Source organism: Paraburkholderia haematera, from assembly GCF_905220975.1.
GTDB classification, from domain to species: domain Bacteria; phylum Pseudomonadota; class Gammaproteobacteria; order Burkholderiales; family Burkholderiaceae; genus Paraburkholderia; species Paraburkholderia haematera.
In genome coordinates, this window is the sequence record NZ_CAJNBK010000016.1 from 108,544 (window position 1) to 123,830 (window position 15,287).

The following is a 15,287-nucleotide window of genomic DNA, read 5'->3' on the forward strand; positions in this document are numbered from 1 at the left end:
AGGCAGTGGTGCATCTGGAATCCGGGCCCTCGCACACTCCGCGTTAGTGACTAAGGGCTCATTAGCTCCCACTCCGCACTGCGTGCGTCGCGGATGGGTCTGCGTGGGAAACCAGGGGCTTCGGGCCTGCTCGGTGGGAGCCATCGGCTTCGCCTCGGCGTCTCGTACTGCGCTCTATCGAGGCGGTGAGCTATGCGCCGAGTGGACGGCGGCAAGAGAACGCACGAATGTTTTAGTGAAGTACGTTTCGGCGCGCGCAGCGCCGCCGGAAGTATGACTGCCTTGTCACCAGGGCCGAATGTGCGAGAACACAGATTCCAGATGCACCACTACCGCGGCTGCGCGGGGGACCCGCTTAAGAATTAGCGGTGTGAGCCGCTTTCTTTTGCCTACTTTTCTTTGCGGCAGGCAAAGAAAAGTAGGTGCCGCCCCGCACAGGGGCAACGCTAATAGACCACGAACAAAGCAAGGAAAGGCCACCGCCGCAGGCATACAAAAAAAGCACCACTACAAGGCAAAAACCCCATCAAGCCTGCGCTTCAAAAGCAGCCGCCGCACGCCCTAACCGATCATTAACAGCAATCCACTCAATCGTGTCCGGCAACTTCTCAATAAGAATCCGACTCACATCCGCGCGATCCAGCGCCCTTAGCAGGCCATACAACTCACGCGCATACACATGCGGATCTTCAGGCGCCGCAATAAAATGCACACCCTCGGCATGCGCCCATTCACCCGCGCGAGAAGCCCGCGCCACCAAAGCAACACGCTCATCCACCCGGCGCGCCGCGAGCACACTCCGCAACGCATCAAAAGGCAGCAAAGCCAGCGGCGTTCGCGGCGCATAGTGCGCCTTCAACGTACCCGAGGCGCGCGGAGCCGTCGCATCCGAACCGTCGGCCAAACGTGGCGCCTCGCCGAGCACATCGGCGATATCCTGCGGCGTGACCCGCCCCGGCCTCAACAGCGCCGGAAACCCACGCGACAAATCCAGAATGGTCGATTCAATCCCGACGTCCGATGCGCCACCGTCCAGCACATGAATCGCGCTGCCAAACTCATCGCGCACATGCTGCGCCGTCGTCGGGCTCACATGTCCAAAACGATTCGCCGACGGCGCAGCCACGCCGCCATGTCCACCGCGCAACGCGCTGAACGCTTCCAGCAAAGCCTGGGCAACCGGATGTGACGGGCAGCGCAAACCCACCGAATCCTGTCCACCGCTCACCGCTGCGTCAATTCGCGCGGCACGCTTCAGGATCAGCGTGAGCGGCCCCGGCCAGAACGCATCGATCAGGCGCTGCGCCTCAGCCGGCAAATATTCGACCCAATAGTTCGGATCGCCCTGCGGCGCCAGATGCACGATCACCGGATGGTTCGCCGGCCTTCCCTTCGCCGCATAAATACGCGCGACCGCGTCCGGACTTTCGGCGTCGCCGCCGAGTCCGTAGACAGTCTCCGTGGGGAACGCAACCAGACCGCCCGCATCGAGCAGCGCGGCCGCGTGCTCGATCTGCGCAGCGCTCACAGGCAAGGCGCTCGCGGCGCCTTGGGCGGGTTTCTGTTGATCCGGCATGGTACTCGCGTCAGCTCGTGATGATATGCAGGAGCCGCGCGCAATCGCGCGCCGCCGTGCGGGCTTCTTCGAGCGTCGCGGCCGTGAAGTTCACGTGACCCATCTTGCGTCCACAACGTGCTTCTTCCTTGCCGTACAGATGCAAACGCGCCGCCGGCATCGCGGCGACCTCGTGCCACGGCGGCGTAACCGCCGCGCCCTTCGGGCCGTCCGGAAACCAGACGTCGCCAAGAATGTTCAGCATCGCCACCGGCGAATGCTGGCGCGTGTCGCCGAGCGGCATGCCGGTCATTGCGCGGACCTGCTGTTCGAACTGGCTGGTCGCGCAGGCGTCGACGGTGTAGTGGCCGGAGTTGTGGGGACGCGGCGCCATTTCGTTGGCGACGAGCGAACCGTCTTCGAGAATGAAGAACTCGACGCACAGCACGCCAACATAGCCGAGCTTGTCCGCGATTTGCAGCGCGGCCTGCTGCGCCTGCTGGACCAGCGAGGGGCTCGCATCCGGCGCGGGCACGATGGTGTGCGACAGCACGCCGTCGCGATGCGTGTTCTGTGCCAGCGAATACACCGCCGACGCACCGCTCGCCGCGCGCGCAATCAGCGCGGAGACTTCGAACTTCAGCGGCAAACGCTTTTCAAGCACGCACGGAACGCCTGCCAGCGATGCATGCGCCTCGCGCACCTCCTCGGCATTGCGCACGCGAATCTGGCCTTTGCCGTCATAGCCCATGCGCGCCGTCTTGAGAATGCCCGGCAGCACGGCTTCGAGCTTCGCGTCGTCGATCGCGGCCAGCGCGTCCGACGACTCGATCACCACATGCGGCGCCACCGCCACACCCGACGACGCGATAAAACGCTTCTCGGCAATCCGGTCCTGAGCGACGGCGACACAACGGCCCGCCGGGCTCACGAAGGTGGTCCTCGCAAGAAAATCGAGGCTCGCGGCCGGCACGTTTTCGAATTCGGTCGACACCGCCGCGCACAGCCGCGCGAGTTCGGTGAGCGACGCTTCGTCGTCGTAAGCTGCACGGATATGCCGATCGGCAACCGCGCCCGCCGGACTGGTTTCGTCCGGATCGAGCACGGCGACGCGATAGCCCATTGCTTGAGCGGCAAAACAGAACATGCGGCCGAGCTGGCCGCCACCGACCATGCCAAGCCATGCGCCGGGCAGAATCGGTGAAACCGGGGTGTTGTCTGGGTTCATCTTGTGTGGTCGGTCACGGCCGGATGCGCATGCAAAACGTGCAATAGCAGCACCCGGCCGGGGTTCAGACAGTGGGAGACATCTAAAAGCAGTCAGCCTCAGCGCTTATAGCGCCGGCAGCACCATTGCGTGGGCCGCTTCGTTCTGGCGTACGCGGAATGCAGCCAGTTTTTCCGCATACTCGGCGCTCGTGCCGCTCAGAATCGACACCGCGAACAACGCCGCATTCGCCGCGCCCGCTTCGCCGATTGCAAACGTGGCGACCGGCACGCCCTTGGGCATCTGCACGATCGAATGCAACGAATCGACGCCCTTCAGATACTTGCTCGCCACCGGCACGCCGAGTACCGGCACCGTGGTCTTGGCGGCCAGCATGCCCGGCAGATGCGCCGCGCCGCCCGCACCCGCGATGATCGCGCGAATGCCGCGCTCACGCGCGCTTTCAGCATAGGCGAACATTTCGTCGGGCATGCGGTGCGCGGACACGACCTTCGCTTCGTAGGGAACGCCGAATTCCTGCAGAATCGCGACGGCGTTCTTCATCACATCCCAATCGGAACTGGACCCCATCAACACGCCGACAACCGGCGCGCCATGCGTATGGGCAGTCTGGACTTCACTCATCTTACGGCTTCCTTGTGTCTCGAGCGGCGCTAACCGTTAGTCAGCGAGCTTCTGTCCGGTCAGGCGTTCGAGCGCTTCCTGGTACTTCTCGCCCGTCTTCGTGACCACGTCGTCCGGCAGCTTCGGTGCAGGCGGCTCTTTCTTCCACGGCTGGGTTTCGAGCCAGTCGCGCACGAACTGTTTGTCGAACGAAGGCGGGTTGGTGCCGACCTGATACTGGTCAGCCGGCCAGAAGCGCGACGAGTCGGCGGTCAGCGCCTCGTCCATCAGATAGAGCTGACCGTGGTTGTCCAGGCCGAATTCGAACTTGGTATCCGCGATGATGATGCCGCGCGTCGCAGCATAGTCAGCCGCTTCCTTGTACAGCTTGATCGAGATGTCGCGGATCGTGGCCGACAGTTCGGTGCCGATGCGGCGTTCCATCTCGTTGTACGTGATGTTTTCGTCGTGGTGGCCCATTTCGGCCTTGGCTGCCGGCGTGAAAATCGGCTCAGGCAGCTTTTGCGCGTTTTGCAGGCCCGGCGGCAGTTCCACGCCGCACACCGAACCGGTTGCCTGGTAGTCTTTCCAGCCACTGCCGGCCAGATAGCCGCGCACCACTGCTTCGACGAGGATCGGCTCGAGGCGCTTCACCACCACCGCGCGGCCCTTGACCTGTTCGACTTCGTCAGCCGCCACCACGGATTCGGGCGCCACGCCCGTGAGGTGATTCGGCACCACGTGCTTGAGTTTCTCGAACCAGAAGTTCGCCATTTCGTTGAGCACGCGGCCCTTATTCGGAATCGGCTCGCCCATGATGACGTCGAACGCCGACAAACGGTCGGTCGTGACGATCAGCAACTGGTCGTTGCCCACCGCATAGTTGTCGCGGACTTTACCGCGGCCGAGCAGCGGCAGCGAGTGGAGCGTGGATTCGTAAAGGGTAGACATCGTCGTGGTTCGCTAAAAGTGGGGCAAAAAGTGTGACCGGAACAAAAGGGAAACGCCGTTCCCCGGATGATGCGGGAACGGCGATCGAACGACAACCTGGCCAATCAGCCAGGCGTAGAGCCTGCTTATAGCTTAGCGGACGACTTGCGCGAGGTCGCCCGATTTGTACTTCTCCGCGATTTTATCAAGCGAAACCGGCTTGATCTTGCCAGCCTGGCCTTCGCAGCCGAATTGCGTGAAGCGCTCGAGACAGATCTTCATCGCGGCTTCGCGCGCCGGCTTCAGGTAATCGCGCGGATCGAACTTGCCCGGATTGGTCGCCATGTAGCGGCGGATCGCACCGGTGATCGCCAGACGCAGGTCGGTGTCGATATTGACCTTGCGCACGCCGTTCCTGATGCCTTCCTGGATTTCTTCGACCGGCACGCCATAGGTTTCCTTCATGTCGCCGCCGAATTCGCGAATTTCCGCGAGCAGTTCCTGCGGCACCGACGACGAACCGTGCATCACCAGGTGCGTGTTCGGAATGCGCTGGTGAATTTCCTTGATGCGCTGGATCGACAGAATGTCGCCCGTGGGCTTCTTGCTGAACTTGTACGCGCCGTGCGACGTACCGATCGCGATCGCGAGCGCGTCGCATTGCGTGCGCTTGACGAAGTCGGCAGCCTGCTCCGGGTCGGTCAGCAGTTGTTCGCGGGTCATCGTACCTTCCGCGCCGTGACCGTCTTCCTTGTCGCCCTTCATGGTTTCCAGCGAACCGAGCACACCCAGTTCCGCTTCCACCGTGATGCCGATCGAGTGCGCCGCTTCAACGACCTTGCGCGAGACTTCGACATTGTATTCGTACGATGCGACCGTCTTGCCGTCGGCTTCGAGCGAACCGTCCATCATCACGCTGGTGAAACCGCTGCGGATCGCCGCCATACAGACCGCCGGCGATTGACCATGGTCCTGGTGCATCACAACCGGAATATGCGGGTACGACTCGACCGCGGCTTCGATCAGATGACGCAGGAACGGCTCGCCCGCGTACTTACGCGCGCCGGCCGACGCTTGCATGATGACCGGGGCGTTGATCTTGTCGGCCGCGGCCATGATGGCCTGCACCTGCTCCAGATTGTTCACGTTGAATGCCGGAATGCCGTAACCGTTTTCGGCGGCATGGTCCAGCAGTTGACGCATTGATACGAGAGGCATGCTTAACTCCTTAGATTGAAACGAATTCTGTGCTGTCGGCATCTTTTTTGACGATTTTATCGCGAAGCGAGCTTCATACCCTTTCACACGTTCCCTAAAGCGCGTTTCCCCGACGCGCGATTGGAGTCTGTGCGCCGCCTCTCGCGGGGCATGAGAGCCTGCTTCGCTCTATCAAGCCTTTGTGCCGATCGAGCAGTCTCCGGCTTACGCCGGAGCGCTGATGCCAATCAATACGGCTCGCCGACGCGCACGATCTTCAGCGTATTCGTGCCGCCTGCCTGACCCATCGGCTCGCCGACGGTCAGCACCACCATGTCGCCGCGCGACGCGTAGCCCTTGCTGACCACGGTTTCCAGCGCCTGCTGCAACGCGGTGTCACGGTCGCTGCTGGTGTCCAGATGCAGCGAGGTGACGTTGCGGTAGATCGCCATGGCCCGTTCGCTGCCGATGCGCGGCGTGAGCGCGAAAATCGGCACGTGGGTCCAGTGACGCGACATCCACAGCGCGGTCGAACCCGACTCGGTCAACGCGACGATTGCCTTCGCGCCAAGGTGGTATGCCGTGAACAGCGCGCCCATCGCGATCGACTGGTCGATCCGCGTGAACGTGCGGTCGAGGAAATCCTTGTCCAGTTCCGACTGTTCCGACTTCTCGGCTTCGAGGCAGATCGCGGACATTGTCTCGATGGTCTGCACCGGGTACTTGCCCGCAGCGGACTCGGCCGACAGCATCACCGCATCCGTTCCGTCCAGCACCGCGTTGGCCACGTCCGACACTTCGGCGCGGGTCGGCACCGGTGCGTAGATCATCGACTCCATCATCTGGGTCGCGGTGATCACGAACTTGTTCGATTCACGCGCCATCCGAATCATGCGCTTTTGCAGCGCGGGAACTGCGGCATTCCCCACTTCCACGGCCAGATCGCCACGCGCGACCATGATGCCGTCCGAGGCGTCGAGGATGCCTTGCAGCGCCGGAATCGCTTCCGCCCGCTCGATCTTCGCGATCATCTTCGGCTTGATGCCATAGGGCGCGCCGGCGATATTCGCGAGCTGGCGAGCCATTTCCATGTCGGTGGCGTTCTTGGGGAACGATACCGCGACGTAATCCACGCCGAGGGACATCGCCGTGCGGATGTCTTCCATGTCTTTGGCCGTGAGGGCAGGCGCCGTGAGCCCGCCGCCCTGGCGGTTGATGCCCTTGTTGTTCGACAACTCGCCGCCGATCGTCACGGTGGTGTGAATCTCGCTGCCGAGCACGCGCACGACGTCCAGCACGATCAGGCCGTCGTTGAGCAACAGCACGTCGCCTGGTTTCAGGTCGCGCGGCAGGTCTTTGTAGTCGAGGCCGACGCGATCGTCGTTGCCGAGTTCACATTCGGCGTCGAGGACGAAGGGGTTGCCGGGGACCAGCGTGGTCTTGCCGTTTTCGAATTTGCCGACGCGAATCTTCGGACCTTGCAGGTCGGCCATGATGCCGACTTCGCGGCCGGCCTTGCGGGCCGCCTCGCGCACGAATTCGGCGCGCTGGCGGTGGTCGTCGGCGGTGCCGTGCGAGAAATTGAGCCGCACCACGTCGGCCCCCGCCTGAATCATTTGCAGCAGGATTTCCGGCGTACTGGAAGCCGGTCCGATGGTAGCGACAATCTTGGTGGCGCGATGCATGAGTCTCCTCGTCTGGATAGGATCGCTGGAATGAGCGCTGCGAGTCGGATGCGGAGGCTGCGCACCGAAGGATGCTGCCGGGGGCTGCGCGCCGGTTGAAACCAGCGTCGCTTTATGGGGTGAAGCGGTGTTCGACACCGGCACGAGGGGCGCCGGTGGGGGTGCGGGCGCGACTTCTGCGTCCGGGAGTTCTGCCGGCGAGGGGGCGGCTTGTCCGTCGGACAATTCCGCTGCCTCGCTGGCAGTGGTCAACTCCGCGAGCGCGAGGGGCGACCCGGATTCTTCCTGCTCGGTTGCCGCGTGGTTTAACGCTTGCGGCACAGCGGTGGAGCGCGCTTCGCGCTCCCCTGCCGTTGCTACTGCGGTGTTGCGCGGCTTGCTGCCGCGCGCTTTTGCAGACTTCGCTGAGGGGGAGCGCGTCGCCACGTTAAGCCCGCGATTCCAGAACTTCGACCGCCGGCAGCTTCTTGCCCTCAAGGAACTCGAGGAAGGCGCCGCCGCCCGTTGAAATGTAGCTGACCTTGTCGTGGATGCCGTACTTGGCAATCGCGGCCAGCGTGTCGCCGCCGCCTGCAATCGAGAACGCCGACGATTTGGCGATCGCGTCAGCGAGCGTCTTGGTCCCGTTGCCGAACTGATCGAATTCGAACACGCCGACCGGGCCGTTCCACACGATCGTGCCGGCTTTTTCCAGTTGCGCGGCGAGCACTTTGGCGGTTTCCGGTCCGATGTCGAGGATCATGTCGTCGTCCTGCACGTCCGCCACGGCTTTCACTTCAGCCTTGGCGGTCGGCGAGAATTCTTTCGCCGTGACCACGTCGGTCGGGATCGGTACTGAGGCGCCGCGGGCTTTCGCTGCGTCGATGATGGCTTTGGCTTCGTTGAGCAGATCGGCTTCGGCGAGCGACTTGCCGATCTTCAGGCCGGCCGCCAGCATGAACGTATTGGCGATGCCGCCGCCCACGATCAGCTGATCGACCTTGTCGGCCAGCGACTTCAGGATGGTCAGCTTGGTGGACACCTTCGAGCCGGCGACGATTGCCACCAGCGGACGCTTCGGCGCGCCCAGCGCCTGGCCGAGTGCTTCGAGCTCAGCGGCCAGCAGCGGGCCGGCACAGGCGACCGGCGCGTATTTGGCGATGCCGTGCGTGGTCGCTTCGGCGCGGTGCGCGGTGCCGAACGCGTCGTTCACGTAGATGTCGCAGAGCTTCGCCATTTTTTGCGCGAGCTCGTCGGAATCCTTCTTTTCGCCCTTGTTGACGCGGCAGTTTTCCAGCAGCACGACCTGGCCCGGCGTGACATTCACGCCGTTTTCGACCCAGTTGGCGACCAGCGGCACGTCACGGCCGAGCAGTTCGGCCAGACGCTTCGCGACCGGCGCAAGCGAGTCTTCCGGCTTGAATTCGCCTTCGGTCGGGCGGCCCAGATGCGACGTAACCATCACAGCGGCGCCGGCGTCCAGCGCGGCCTTGATGGCCGGCACGGAGGCGCGGATGCGGGTGTCTTCAGTGATGTTGCCTTGATCGTCCTGCGGCACGTTCAGATCGGCACGGATGAACACGCGTTTGCCGGATAGCTTGCCTTCGGCGATCAGATCGGAGAGACGCAATACCTTGTTCATGGGCGTTTGTGCATGCGAGTTGATGGGAAGGCGGTGGCGGACGACGCGCTGGGTCGTGAGCGCGGCAAACTCCAGCGCTTGGGCACGGCAGCGGCTCCACTGAGTCGGGCGCCGGCGGCAGAGCCGCGGCTGTCGCGCCATGCAGCGGCGCGCTTATCCCGGAAACAGCCATTTTAACTGATCCACACTGCCTTCTGACCCGCAACCAGGCGAATGTCCCGTATTTGGAGGATGCATCGCGCATGTTGCAACACAGCATTTTCAGTTCAATCAATTACATGAAGAGGCGCAAGAGCGTGAACACGACCATTCCCACCACAATCGTGCCGAGCATGGTGCGTCGCAACAAAAACCACGCAAGACCGGCCAGCGTCGCGTAAAACTCGTGGTTCGACGGCGCGAACGAGAGTCCTTCCGGCGTGCTCAGCACATCGGGCAGCACCACGGCCGCAAGTGCCGCGGCCGGCGCATAGCGCAGCATCCGCTGAACGCGCGCCGGCAAAACCGTGCGCTCGCCGCCGATTAGAAACATGGCGCGTGTCACTGCGGTGACGAAAGTCATGCCGATAATGGCTAGCCAGATCTGCGTGGATGTCATGGGGAATCTCCGGCGCGGTTACGGATGCGGCGCAAGTCGGCGCGCTCGACCATCAGATCGGCGGCACTGCCCGCGACAATCGCCGCGATCACCGCCAGCGGCAGGGCGAGCCGGTAAGGCAGATCGAAGGCGAGGAGCGACACCAGACCGGCAATGCTGACGGCAACCAGCGTGGAGCGCGTGGCGATCGCCGACACCATGATGGGCAGCAGCGCCAGCGTGCCCGCCAGCGCGAGACCCCAGTTGTCCGGGATCAGGCTCGCCAGCAGGATGCCGGCGATCGACGACACCTGCCACGACAGCCAGCTGCAGATTGCCATGCCCCAGAAGTACGCCTCCTTGCCCGGCAGGTAACCGGTCTGAAAGCTCTTCTTCTGGAACAGCAGGTAGATCACGTCACCGTTGAAGTAGCCCAGTACGATGCGCCGCCACATCGGCAGATAGGAAAAATGCGGCGCGAGACCGGCGCTGAAGATCACAAAACGCGTATTGACCATGGCGGCGGTGAGCAGCACGGTCCAGATCGGCAGCTTGGCGGCCAGGAGCGGCAGCACGGCCAGTTGGGACGAACCGGCGTAGCACAGCAGCGACATGGTGAGCGCCTGCGGCAGCGTGAGCACGGACTTGCTCATCGCAATGCCGGTGACGAGGCCCCAGGAGAAAATCGCCATCAGCGTGGGCGAATAGTCGCGCGCGCCCTCACGAAAGGCACGGCGATCGGTATCTGACAGTCGAGCGAGCATGAGGCGAAACGCGGGCGCGAGGCGGCGCCGCAACGAAGGGAAGTCGGCGCCAGGTCGTCAAGCACCCGCTGGCGCATCCGGATTTGAATTATGCGTGCGCCGAATTATAGCGCCCGGCGTACGGCCAAATGCCCGTTTCGTGTGCAAAAGACGCTAAAATGACGCTCTTTCACCGCACCCGCTGGAGAATCGTATGTCAATGGCCGACCGCGACGGCAAGATCTGGATGGATGGCAAGCTCATCGATTGGCGCGACGCCAAGATCCACGTGCTGACCCACACGCTGCATTACGGCATGGGCGTTTTCGAAGGTGTCCGCGCCTACAAGACGGCGGACGGCGGCACGGCGATTTTCCGCCTCCAGGAACATACCAAGCGCCTGCTGAACTCGGCCAAGATTTTCCAGATGGACGTGCCGTTCGACCACGAAACGCTGGCCGCCGCGCAGTGCGAAGTGGTCCGCCAGAACAAGCTGGAATCCTGCTACCTGCGCCCGATCATCTGGGTCGGCTCGGAAAAGCTCGGCGTGTCAGCCAAGGGCAATACGATCCACGTGGCAATCGCTGCATGGCCGTGGGGCGCTTACCTCGGTGAAGACGGCATTGCCAAGGGCATCCGTGTGAAGACCTCGTCGTTCACGCGCCATCACGTGAACGTGTCGATGGTCCGCGCCAAGGCGTCGGGCTGGTACGTGAACTCGATCCTCGCCAACCAGGAAGCGATTGCCGACGGTTACGACGAAGCACTGCTGCTCGACGTAGACGGTTACGTGTCCGAAGGCTCCGGCGAGAATTTCTTCCTCGTCAACAACGGCAAGCTGTACACGCCGGACCTGTCGTCGTGCCTCGACGGCATTACGCGCGACACGGTCATCACGCTGGCGCGCGACGCGGGCATCCAGGTGATCGAAAAGCGCATCACGCGCGACGAGGTCTATACCTGCGACGAAGCGTTCTTCACCGGCACCGCCGCCGAAGTCACGCCGATTCGCGAACTCGACAACCGTACGATCGGCTCGGGCGCACGCGGCCCGATCACCGAGAAGCTGCAATCGGGCTTCTTCGATATCGTGAACGGCAAGAGCGACAAGTACGCGCACTGGCTCACCAAGATCTAACGCGCGCTGCGCCGGCACCGGGCCCCTGGCCTTTTACCGGCGCAACGCACGCACCCTGCATACAACGAGAACGTCCCCATGAGCGAAATCAAGGAAATGCCGCTGGTCGAACTGTCGGCAAAAGACCTGCCGGCGTATTGCCCGAATCCAGCCATGCCGCGCTGGAGCGCGCACCCGCGCGTCTTTATCGACGTGACGCACGGCGAAGCCAAATGCCCGTATTGCAGCACGCGTTACAAGCTGCGTGACGGCGAAGTGGTCAAAGGTCACTAACCTGAATATCGCGCACTGAGCACCGATCGCTTGCTGCGCTCTTTGCCGGCTTGCCCGCTACCCGCCGGTTCGTCATGTGACGGGCCGGCTTTGCTAATGCAGCGGGTGGCGGCAGGCCGGGCGCTTCGCACCAGAGCCGCAGCCGCGACGGGGCCGGCCATGCCGACCCCGCATCGCAAAGCTCGCGGCTTTTTCCCTTTGACACAATCGAACGCCACGCGCATGGCTCGCGCGGCGCTTCGTTTCGACACCGGATACTCACTCTGATGCGTCGCGCGTTGGTTATCGCACCGAACTGGATCGGTGACGCATTGATGGCGCAGCCGCTGTTTGCGCGCCTCGTGAAATTGCATCCGCGCATCGTGATCGACGCGGTCGCGCCCTCGTGGGTCGCGCCTGTGCTTGAACGCATGCCCGAGATTCGCGACGTCTACGCAACGGACCTCGCGCACGGCAAGCTGCAGATGCTGCGCCGCTGGCAGTTGGCGAGCGATTTGCGCGACGTCGGCTACGACGCGGCCTATGTCCTGCCGAATTCGCTCAAGTCGGCGCTGATTCCGTGGATGGCGGGCATTCCGCTGCGCATCGGCTACACCGGCGAAAGCCGCTACGGCTTGCTGAACGTGCGTCACGCGAATCCGCGCAAAGATGAACGCCCGCCAATGGTCGGCCACTACGCCGCGCTCGCCTACGCGCCAGGCGCCAAGATCCCCGGCGACCTGCCGATGCCGCGGCTCGACGCCGATCTGAACGAAGCCTCGCGCGTCTCCGCGCGCTTCAATCTGGATACGCGCGTGCCGCTGCTGGTGTTCTGCCCGGGCGCCGAGTACGGTCCGGCCAAGCGGTGGCCGCCCGAGCATTTCGCAGCGCTCGCGCAGATCGTCGGCCAGTCGTTTCCGTACACGCAGATCGTCGCGCTCGGCTCGCCCAAAGACGCGCCGCTTGCCCAGGCCATTGCCGAAAAAGCGCCGAATGTGCGTAACCTGTGCGGTCAGACCGCGCTAGGCGAGGCGTGCGCGCTGATCTCGCGGGCCAACGCGGTCGTCACCAACGACTCCGGACTGATGCACGTGGCCGCCGCGCTGCGCCGGCCGCTGGTGGCCGTGTACGGTTCGACCGATCCACGCCACACGCCGCCCTTGTCCGAGCTTGCGAAGGTACAATGGCTTCATCTCGAATGCAGTCCCTGTTTTCAGCGCGAGTGTCCACTAGGGCATCTGAACTGCCTGAAGCAGCTGAGCGCCGAACAGATATTCGGCGATTTGCGCGGCATGTTGCTTGCGCAACGTTGAGCCAAACTGATTCGACTGATACTTGCACGCAACACCGCACGCCCCTGAGCGCGTCGCGTCATGTTCGCGCCTTGCGGCGCGGGCATTCTCGCGCTTGGGTGCGATTGTCCGGTGCTCCGGACTGTCCCGCTGACCGCTGCCCCGCAACCGCGCGCCGCGCACAAGAGACTGACGAGCCATGCCACGTTTTGCCCATATCTTCGAAGCCGCCGCCGATACGCTGAACGCCTATTACCAGGCCGTCGCCGAGGTGAATATCGACAGCTTGATGGGCCTGTGGATCGACGAGGAGTTCGTTAGCTGCATCTGCGCGGACGGCTCCCACCTGCACGGCCTCGACAGTATTCGCGCCGGCTTGCAAATTCAGCTCGAAACCGCGCCCGTTTCGATTGAACCGCTCGATATTCGCGTCTACGACAGTCTCGGCACGGTCGTCTACGCCATTGCCGAGGCACACCGCCCGGCCGATCCGAAAGCGGCGCCCGCCATGGTGTTCACCACTTACGTGATGGTCCACGAACGCGGCGAATGGCGGATTGCGCATATTCACGCGAGTCCGATGCCGAACGAGACCGCCAGTCAGTTCGCCACCAAGATGCGGCATGGTCAGGGATCGCTGCACTGACGCTTGACGGGCATTTGCCTGTTTCACCGGTTTTACTTTTTTGTTTCGACGCCGGCATGAGTACGCCCCGAAGGAAGTCTCCCGCTTCGAACGAAGTCCCTCGCCCCGAAGGAAGTCTCCTTGGGGGAATTGAGGCCTGGGGAACGACGCACAATACATCCGCTTCTACCGGTGCAGCACGCGCCGCGACCGCTGCCGAAACCACGCTCGATCTGTTCTACCGCGCGCCGCTCTGGTTGCCGAACCGGCATCTGCAGACTATCGTCCCCGCGCTGTTCGCACGCCGTCCGGCCATCACGTTCCGGCGCGAACGCTGGGAGACGCCTGACGACGATTTCATCGATCTCGATTGGGTGGTGCATGACGGCCAAGCCGCCTCCCCGCTCGCCCCGCTTCGAATTCCGGCCGAGGGCGCGCCGCTATTCGTCCTGTTTCACGGCCTCGAAGGCGGTTCCACGTCGCACTATGCCGCCACGTTGATGGCGGCCGCACGGGAGTATGGCTGGCACGGCGTCGTGCCGCACTTTCGCAGCTGCAGTGGACCGCTGAACCGATTGCCGCGCTTCTATCATCTCGCCGACAGCAACGAAGTCGACTGGATCCTGCGGCGCCTGCGCGCCACGTATCGCGGGCCCATCGTGGCGGCGGGCGTCTCGCTCGGCGGCAATGTGCTGCTGCGCTGGCTCGGCGAGCGGCGCGAAGATGCGTCGCCGGTGCTCTCGGCCGCCGCGGCGATTTCGGCGCCGCTCGACGTGCATGCCGGCGGCCGTGCGTTGTCACAAGGCTTCGGCATGGTCTACACGCGCAATTTCCTGAAGACGCTGAAGCAGAAAGCCGAGCAGAAACTGACGCAGTTTCCGGGGTTGTTCGACCGCGACGCGATGCAGGCAAGCCGCACCATGTACGACTTCGACAATGTGGTGACGGCGCCGCTGCACGGCTTTCGCGATACTGACGACTACTGGAGCAGCGCGACCACGCGGCCGTTGCTGCCGGGGATTGCCGTGCCGACACTGGTGCTGAACGCACGCAACGACCCGTTCTTGCCGGCCGAAGCGTTACCGGCGCAGCATGAGGTGTCGGCATGGGTGGAACTCGACCAACCCATGCACGGTGGCCACGCCGGTTTCATGACCGGCCCCTTCCCAGGCCGCATCGACTGGTTGTCGCGGCGCGTCCTCGGTTATCTGGAGCGGTATGTCGATCATGGATGACATCGTCAAGCAGGCTTTGGCCAAATGGCCGAATGTGCCGAGTTGCACCGGATGGCTGATGCTGGACCGGCGCGGCAACTGGCGCATGCGGGATGAAGCCGCTCAGGCCAGCGGCGCGCCTGGTACGGCGATCCGGCATGAGGCGTTGCTCGGATTTATCAATCGGAACTACGACGCCGATGAACGCGGCCAGTGGTTTTTCCAGAATGGGCCACAGCGGGTGTATATCGAGTTGGGCTATACGCCGTGGGTGGTGAGGTTGTCAGCCGATGCTGCCGGGGTGCTTTCGTTGACTGACCAGGCCGGTGGAGCTTTCGAACCTTCGGCGGTGTTCGTCGACGATGAAGGCGGGATTCTGTTTGTCGATGGCTTGACACCACCGAGAGTCGCTGTTTTGCACGACCACGACCTCGAGGTTTTTTCTGACCACGCAGCGTTGGGCGACGACTCGATGAGCGGAATGTTTCGCTGGAACCATGGCGTTGTATTGCCTTTGCAGGGCGTGCGGCGAAGTGAGGTTGCCACGCGGTTCGGGTTTGTCGACAGTCCGGCGGCGAACGCTTAGGTTTTTCCAGCTTGGTGCGTGGGCCTTTGCACACTTTTGCA

Annotated in this window: 15 protein-coding genes; 6 read left to right on the forward strand and 9 right to left on the reverse strand. The window is 63.3% G+C overall.

Translation table 11 applies throughout. The features are described 5' to 3' along the window. Positions 1-526 precede the first annotated feature (526 nt). The 9 genes from KHO23_RS24000 to KHO23_RS24040 form a co-directional block, all read right to left on the reverse strand. Positions 527-1,576, reverse strand: a complete 1,050-nt coding sequence (locus tag KHO23_RS24000; RefSeq protein ID WP_211613818.1) for an L-threonylcarbamoyladenylate synthase — start codon at positions 1,574-1,576, stop codon at positions 527-529. A 10-nt stretch (positions 1,577-1,586) separates the two neighbouring features. Continuing rightward, the gene (locus tag KHO23_RS24005) at positions 1,587-2,783 is read right to left on the reverse strand and encodes a 5-(carboxyamino)imidazole ribonucleotide synthase (RefSeq protein WP_211613820.1); all 1,197 of its coding nucleotides are present in this window, start codon (positions 2,781-2,783) and stop codon (positions 1,587-1,589) included. A 105-nt stretch (positions 2,784-2,888) separates the two neighbouring features. Continuing rightward, positions 2,889-3,407 carry a 5-(carboxyamino)imidazole ribonucleotide mutase gene (gene purE, locus KHO23_RS24010; protein WP_211613821.1) on the reverse strand — a complete coding sequence of 173 codons (519 nt, stop codon included), beginning with the start codon at positions 3,405-3,407 and terminating at the stop codon, positions 2,889-2,891. Positions 3,408-3,443: 36 nt separating this feature from the next. Beyond that, a complete protein-coding gene (locus KHO23_RS24015; RefSeq protein WP_211613822.1) occupies positions 3,444-4,337 on the reverse strand; it encodes a phosphoribosylaminoimidazolesuccinocarboxamide synthase in 894 nt (297 codons plus the stop codon). A gap of 132 nt (positions 4,338-4,469) precedes the next feature. Beyond that, positions 4,470-5,534 carry a class II fructose-bisphosphate aldolase gene (fba, locus tag KHO23_RS24020; RefSeq protein WP_211613823.1) on the reverse strand — a complete coding sequence of 355 codons (1,065 nt, stop codon included), beginning with the start codon at positions 5,532-5,534 and terminating at the stop codon, positions 4,470-4,472. Positions 5,535-5,761: 227 nt separating this feature from the next. Continuing rightward, positions 5,762-7,198, reverse strand: coding sequence for a pyruvate kinase (gene pyk / locus KHO23_RS24025; protein WP_211613824.1), 1,437 nt, complete (start codon positions 7,196-7,198; stop codon positions 5,762-5,764). 427 nt (positions 7,199-7,625) lie between these two features. Beyond that, positions 7,626-8,819 (reverse strand): phosphoglycerate kinase, encoded by a 1,194-nt coding sequence (locus KHO23_RS24030; RefSeq protein WP_211613825.1) that lies wholly within the window; start codon positions 8,817-8,819, stop codon positions 7,626-7,628. A 274-nt stretch (positions 8,820-9,093) separates the two neighbouring features. Further along, a complete protein-coding gene (locus tag KHO23_RS24035; RefSeq protein ID WP_120289698.1) occupies positions 9,094-9,417 on the reverse strand; it encodes an AzlD domain-containing protein in 324 nt (107 codons plus the stop codon). Beyond that, complete coding sequence (locus tag KHO23_RS24040) at positions 9,414-10,160, reverse strand: AzlC family ABC transporter permease (RefSeq protein ID WP_211613827.1); 747 nt, start codon at positions 10,158-10,160, stop codon at positions 9,414-9,416. The genes KHO23_RS24035 and KHO23_RS24040 overlap by 4 nt, the downstream gene beginning before the upstream one ends. 193 nt (positions 10,161-10,353) lie before the next feature. Here KHO23_RS24040 and KHO23_RS24045 point away from each other — a divergent pair, with 193 nt between their 5' ends. The 6 genes from KHO23_RS24045 (at position 10,354) to KHO23_RS24070 (ending at position 15,246) form a co-directional block, all read left to right on the forward strand. Continuing rightward, positions 10,354-11,277 (forward strand): branched-chain amino acid transaminase, encoded by a 924-nt coding sequence (locus KHO23_RS24045; RefSeq protein ID WP_211613829.1) that lies wholly within the window; start codon positions 10,354-10,356, stop codon positions 11,275-11,277. A 78-nt stretch (positions 11,278-11,355) separates the two neighbouring features. Next, positions 11,356-11,550, forward strand: coding sequence for a zinc-finger domain-containing protein (locus KHO23_RS24050; RefSeq protein WP_007180502.1), 195 nt, complete (start codon positions 11,356-11,358; stop codon positions 11,548-11,550). Positions 11,551-11,816: 266 nt separating this feature from the next. Further along, entirely contained in the window at positions 11,817-12,842 is a 1,026-nt protein-coding gene (waaF, locus tag KHO23_RS24055; RefSeq protein ID WP_211613831.1) for a lipopolysaccharide heptosyltransferase II, read from the forward strand. 178 nt (positions 12,843-13,020) lie between these two features. After that, positions 13,021-13,467, forward strand: a complete 447-nt coding sequence (locus tag KHO23_RS24060) for a nuclear transport factor 2 family protein (protein WP_211613833.1) — start codon at positions 13,021-13,023, stop codon at positions 13,465-13,467. A 56-nt stretch (positions 13,468-13,523) separates the two neighbouring features. Beyond that, a complete protein-coding gene (locus tag KHO23_RS24065) occupies positions 13,524-14,681 on the forward strand; it encodes a hydrolase (protein ID WP_211613835.1) in 1,158 nt (385 codons plus the stop codon). Next, positions 14,674-15,246 carry a DUF2946 family protein gene (locus tag KHO23_RS24070; RefSeq protein WP_211613879.1) on the forward strand — a complete coding sequence of 191 codons (573 nt, stop codon included), beginning with the start codon at positions 14,674-14,676 and terminating at the stop codon, positions 15,244-15,246. The genes KHO23_RS24065 and KHO23_RS24070 overlap by 8 nt, the downstream gene beginning before the upstream one ends. Positions 15,247-15,287: the final 41 nt, after the last annotated feature.

Bases quoted from the DNA above. Each gene is read 5' to 3' on its own strand.
- KHO23_RS24000 (WP_211613818.1), bottom strand. From the start codon at position 1,576: ATGCCGGATCAACAGAAACCCGCCCAAGGCGCCGCGAGCGCCTTGCCT.
- KHO23_RS24005 (WP_211613820.1), bottom strand. From the start codon at position 2,783: ATGAACCCAGACAACACCCCGGTTTCACCGATTCTGCCCGGCGCATGG.
- purE (WP_211613821.1), bottom strand. From the start codon at position 3,407: ATGAGTGAAGTCCAGACTGCCCATACGCATGGCGCGCCGGTTGTCGGC.
- KHO23_RS24015 (WP_211613822.1), bottom strand. From the start codon at position 4,337: ATGTCTACCCTTTACGAATCCACGCTCCACTCGCTGCCGCTGCTCGGC.
- fba (WP_211613823.1), bottom strand. From the start codon at position 5,534: ATGCCTCTCGTATCAATGCGTCAACTGCTGGACCATGCCGCCGAAAAC.
- pyk (WP_211613824.1), bottom strand. From the start codon at position 7,198: ATGCATCGCGCCACCAAGATTGTCGCTACCATCGGACCGGCTTCCAGT.
- KHO23_RS24030 (WP_211613825.1), bottom strand. From the start codon at position 8,819: ATGAACAAGGTATTGCGTCTCTCCGATCTGATCGCCGAAGGCAAGCTA.
- KHO23_RS24035 (WP_120289698.1), bottom strand. From the start codon at position 9,417: ATGACATCCACGCAGATCTGGCTAGCCATTATCGGCATGACTTTCGTC.
- KHO23_RS24040 (WP_211613827.1), bottom strand. From the start codon at position 10,160: ATGCTCGCTCGACTGTCAGATACCGATCGCCGTGCCTTTCGTGAGGGC.
- KHO23_RS24045 (WP_211613829.1), top strand. From the start codon at position 10,354: ATGTCAATGGCCGACCGCGACGGCAAGATCTGGATGGATGGCAAGCTC.
- KHO23_RS24050 (WP_007180502.1), top strand. From the start codon at position 11,356: ATGAGCGAAATCAAGGAAATGCCGCTGGTCGAACTGTCGGCAAAAGAC.
- waaF (WP_211613831.1), top strand. From the start codon at position 11,817: ATGCGTCGCGCGTTGGTTATCGCACCGAACTGGATCGGTGACGCATTG.
- KHO23_RS24060 (WP_211613833.1), top strand. From the start codon at position 13,021: ATGCCACGTTTTGCCCATATCTTCGAAGCCGCCGCCGATACGCTGAAC.
- KHO23_RS24065 (WP_211613835.1), top strand. From the start codon at position 13,524: ATGAGTACGCCCCGAAGGAAGTCTCCCGCTTCGAACGAAGTCCCTCGC.
- KHO23_RS24070 (WP_211613879.1), top strand. From the start codon at position 14,674: ATGGATGACATCGTCAAGCAGGCTTTGGCCAAATGGCCGAATGTGCCG.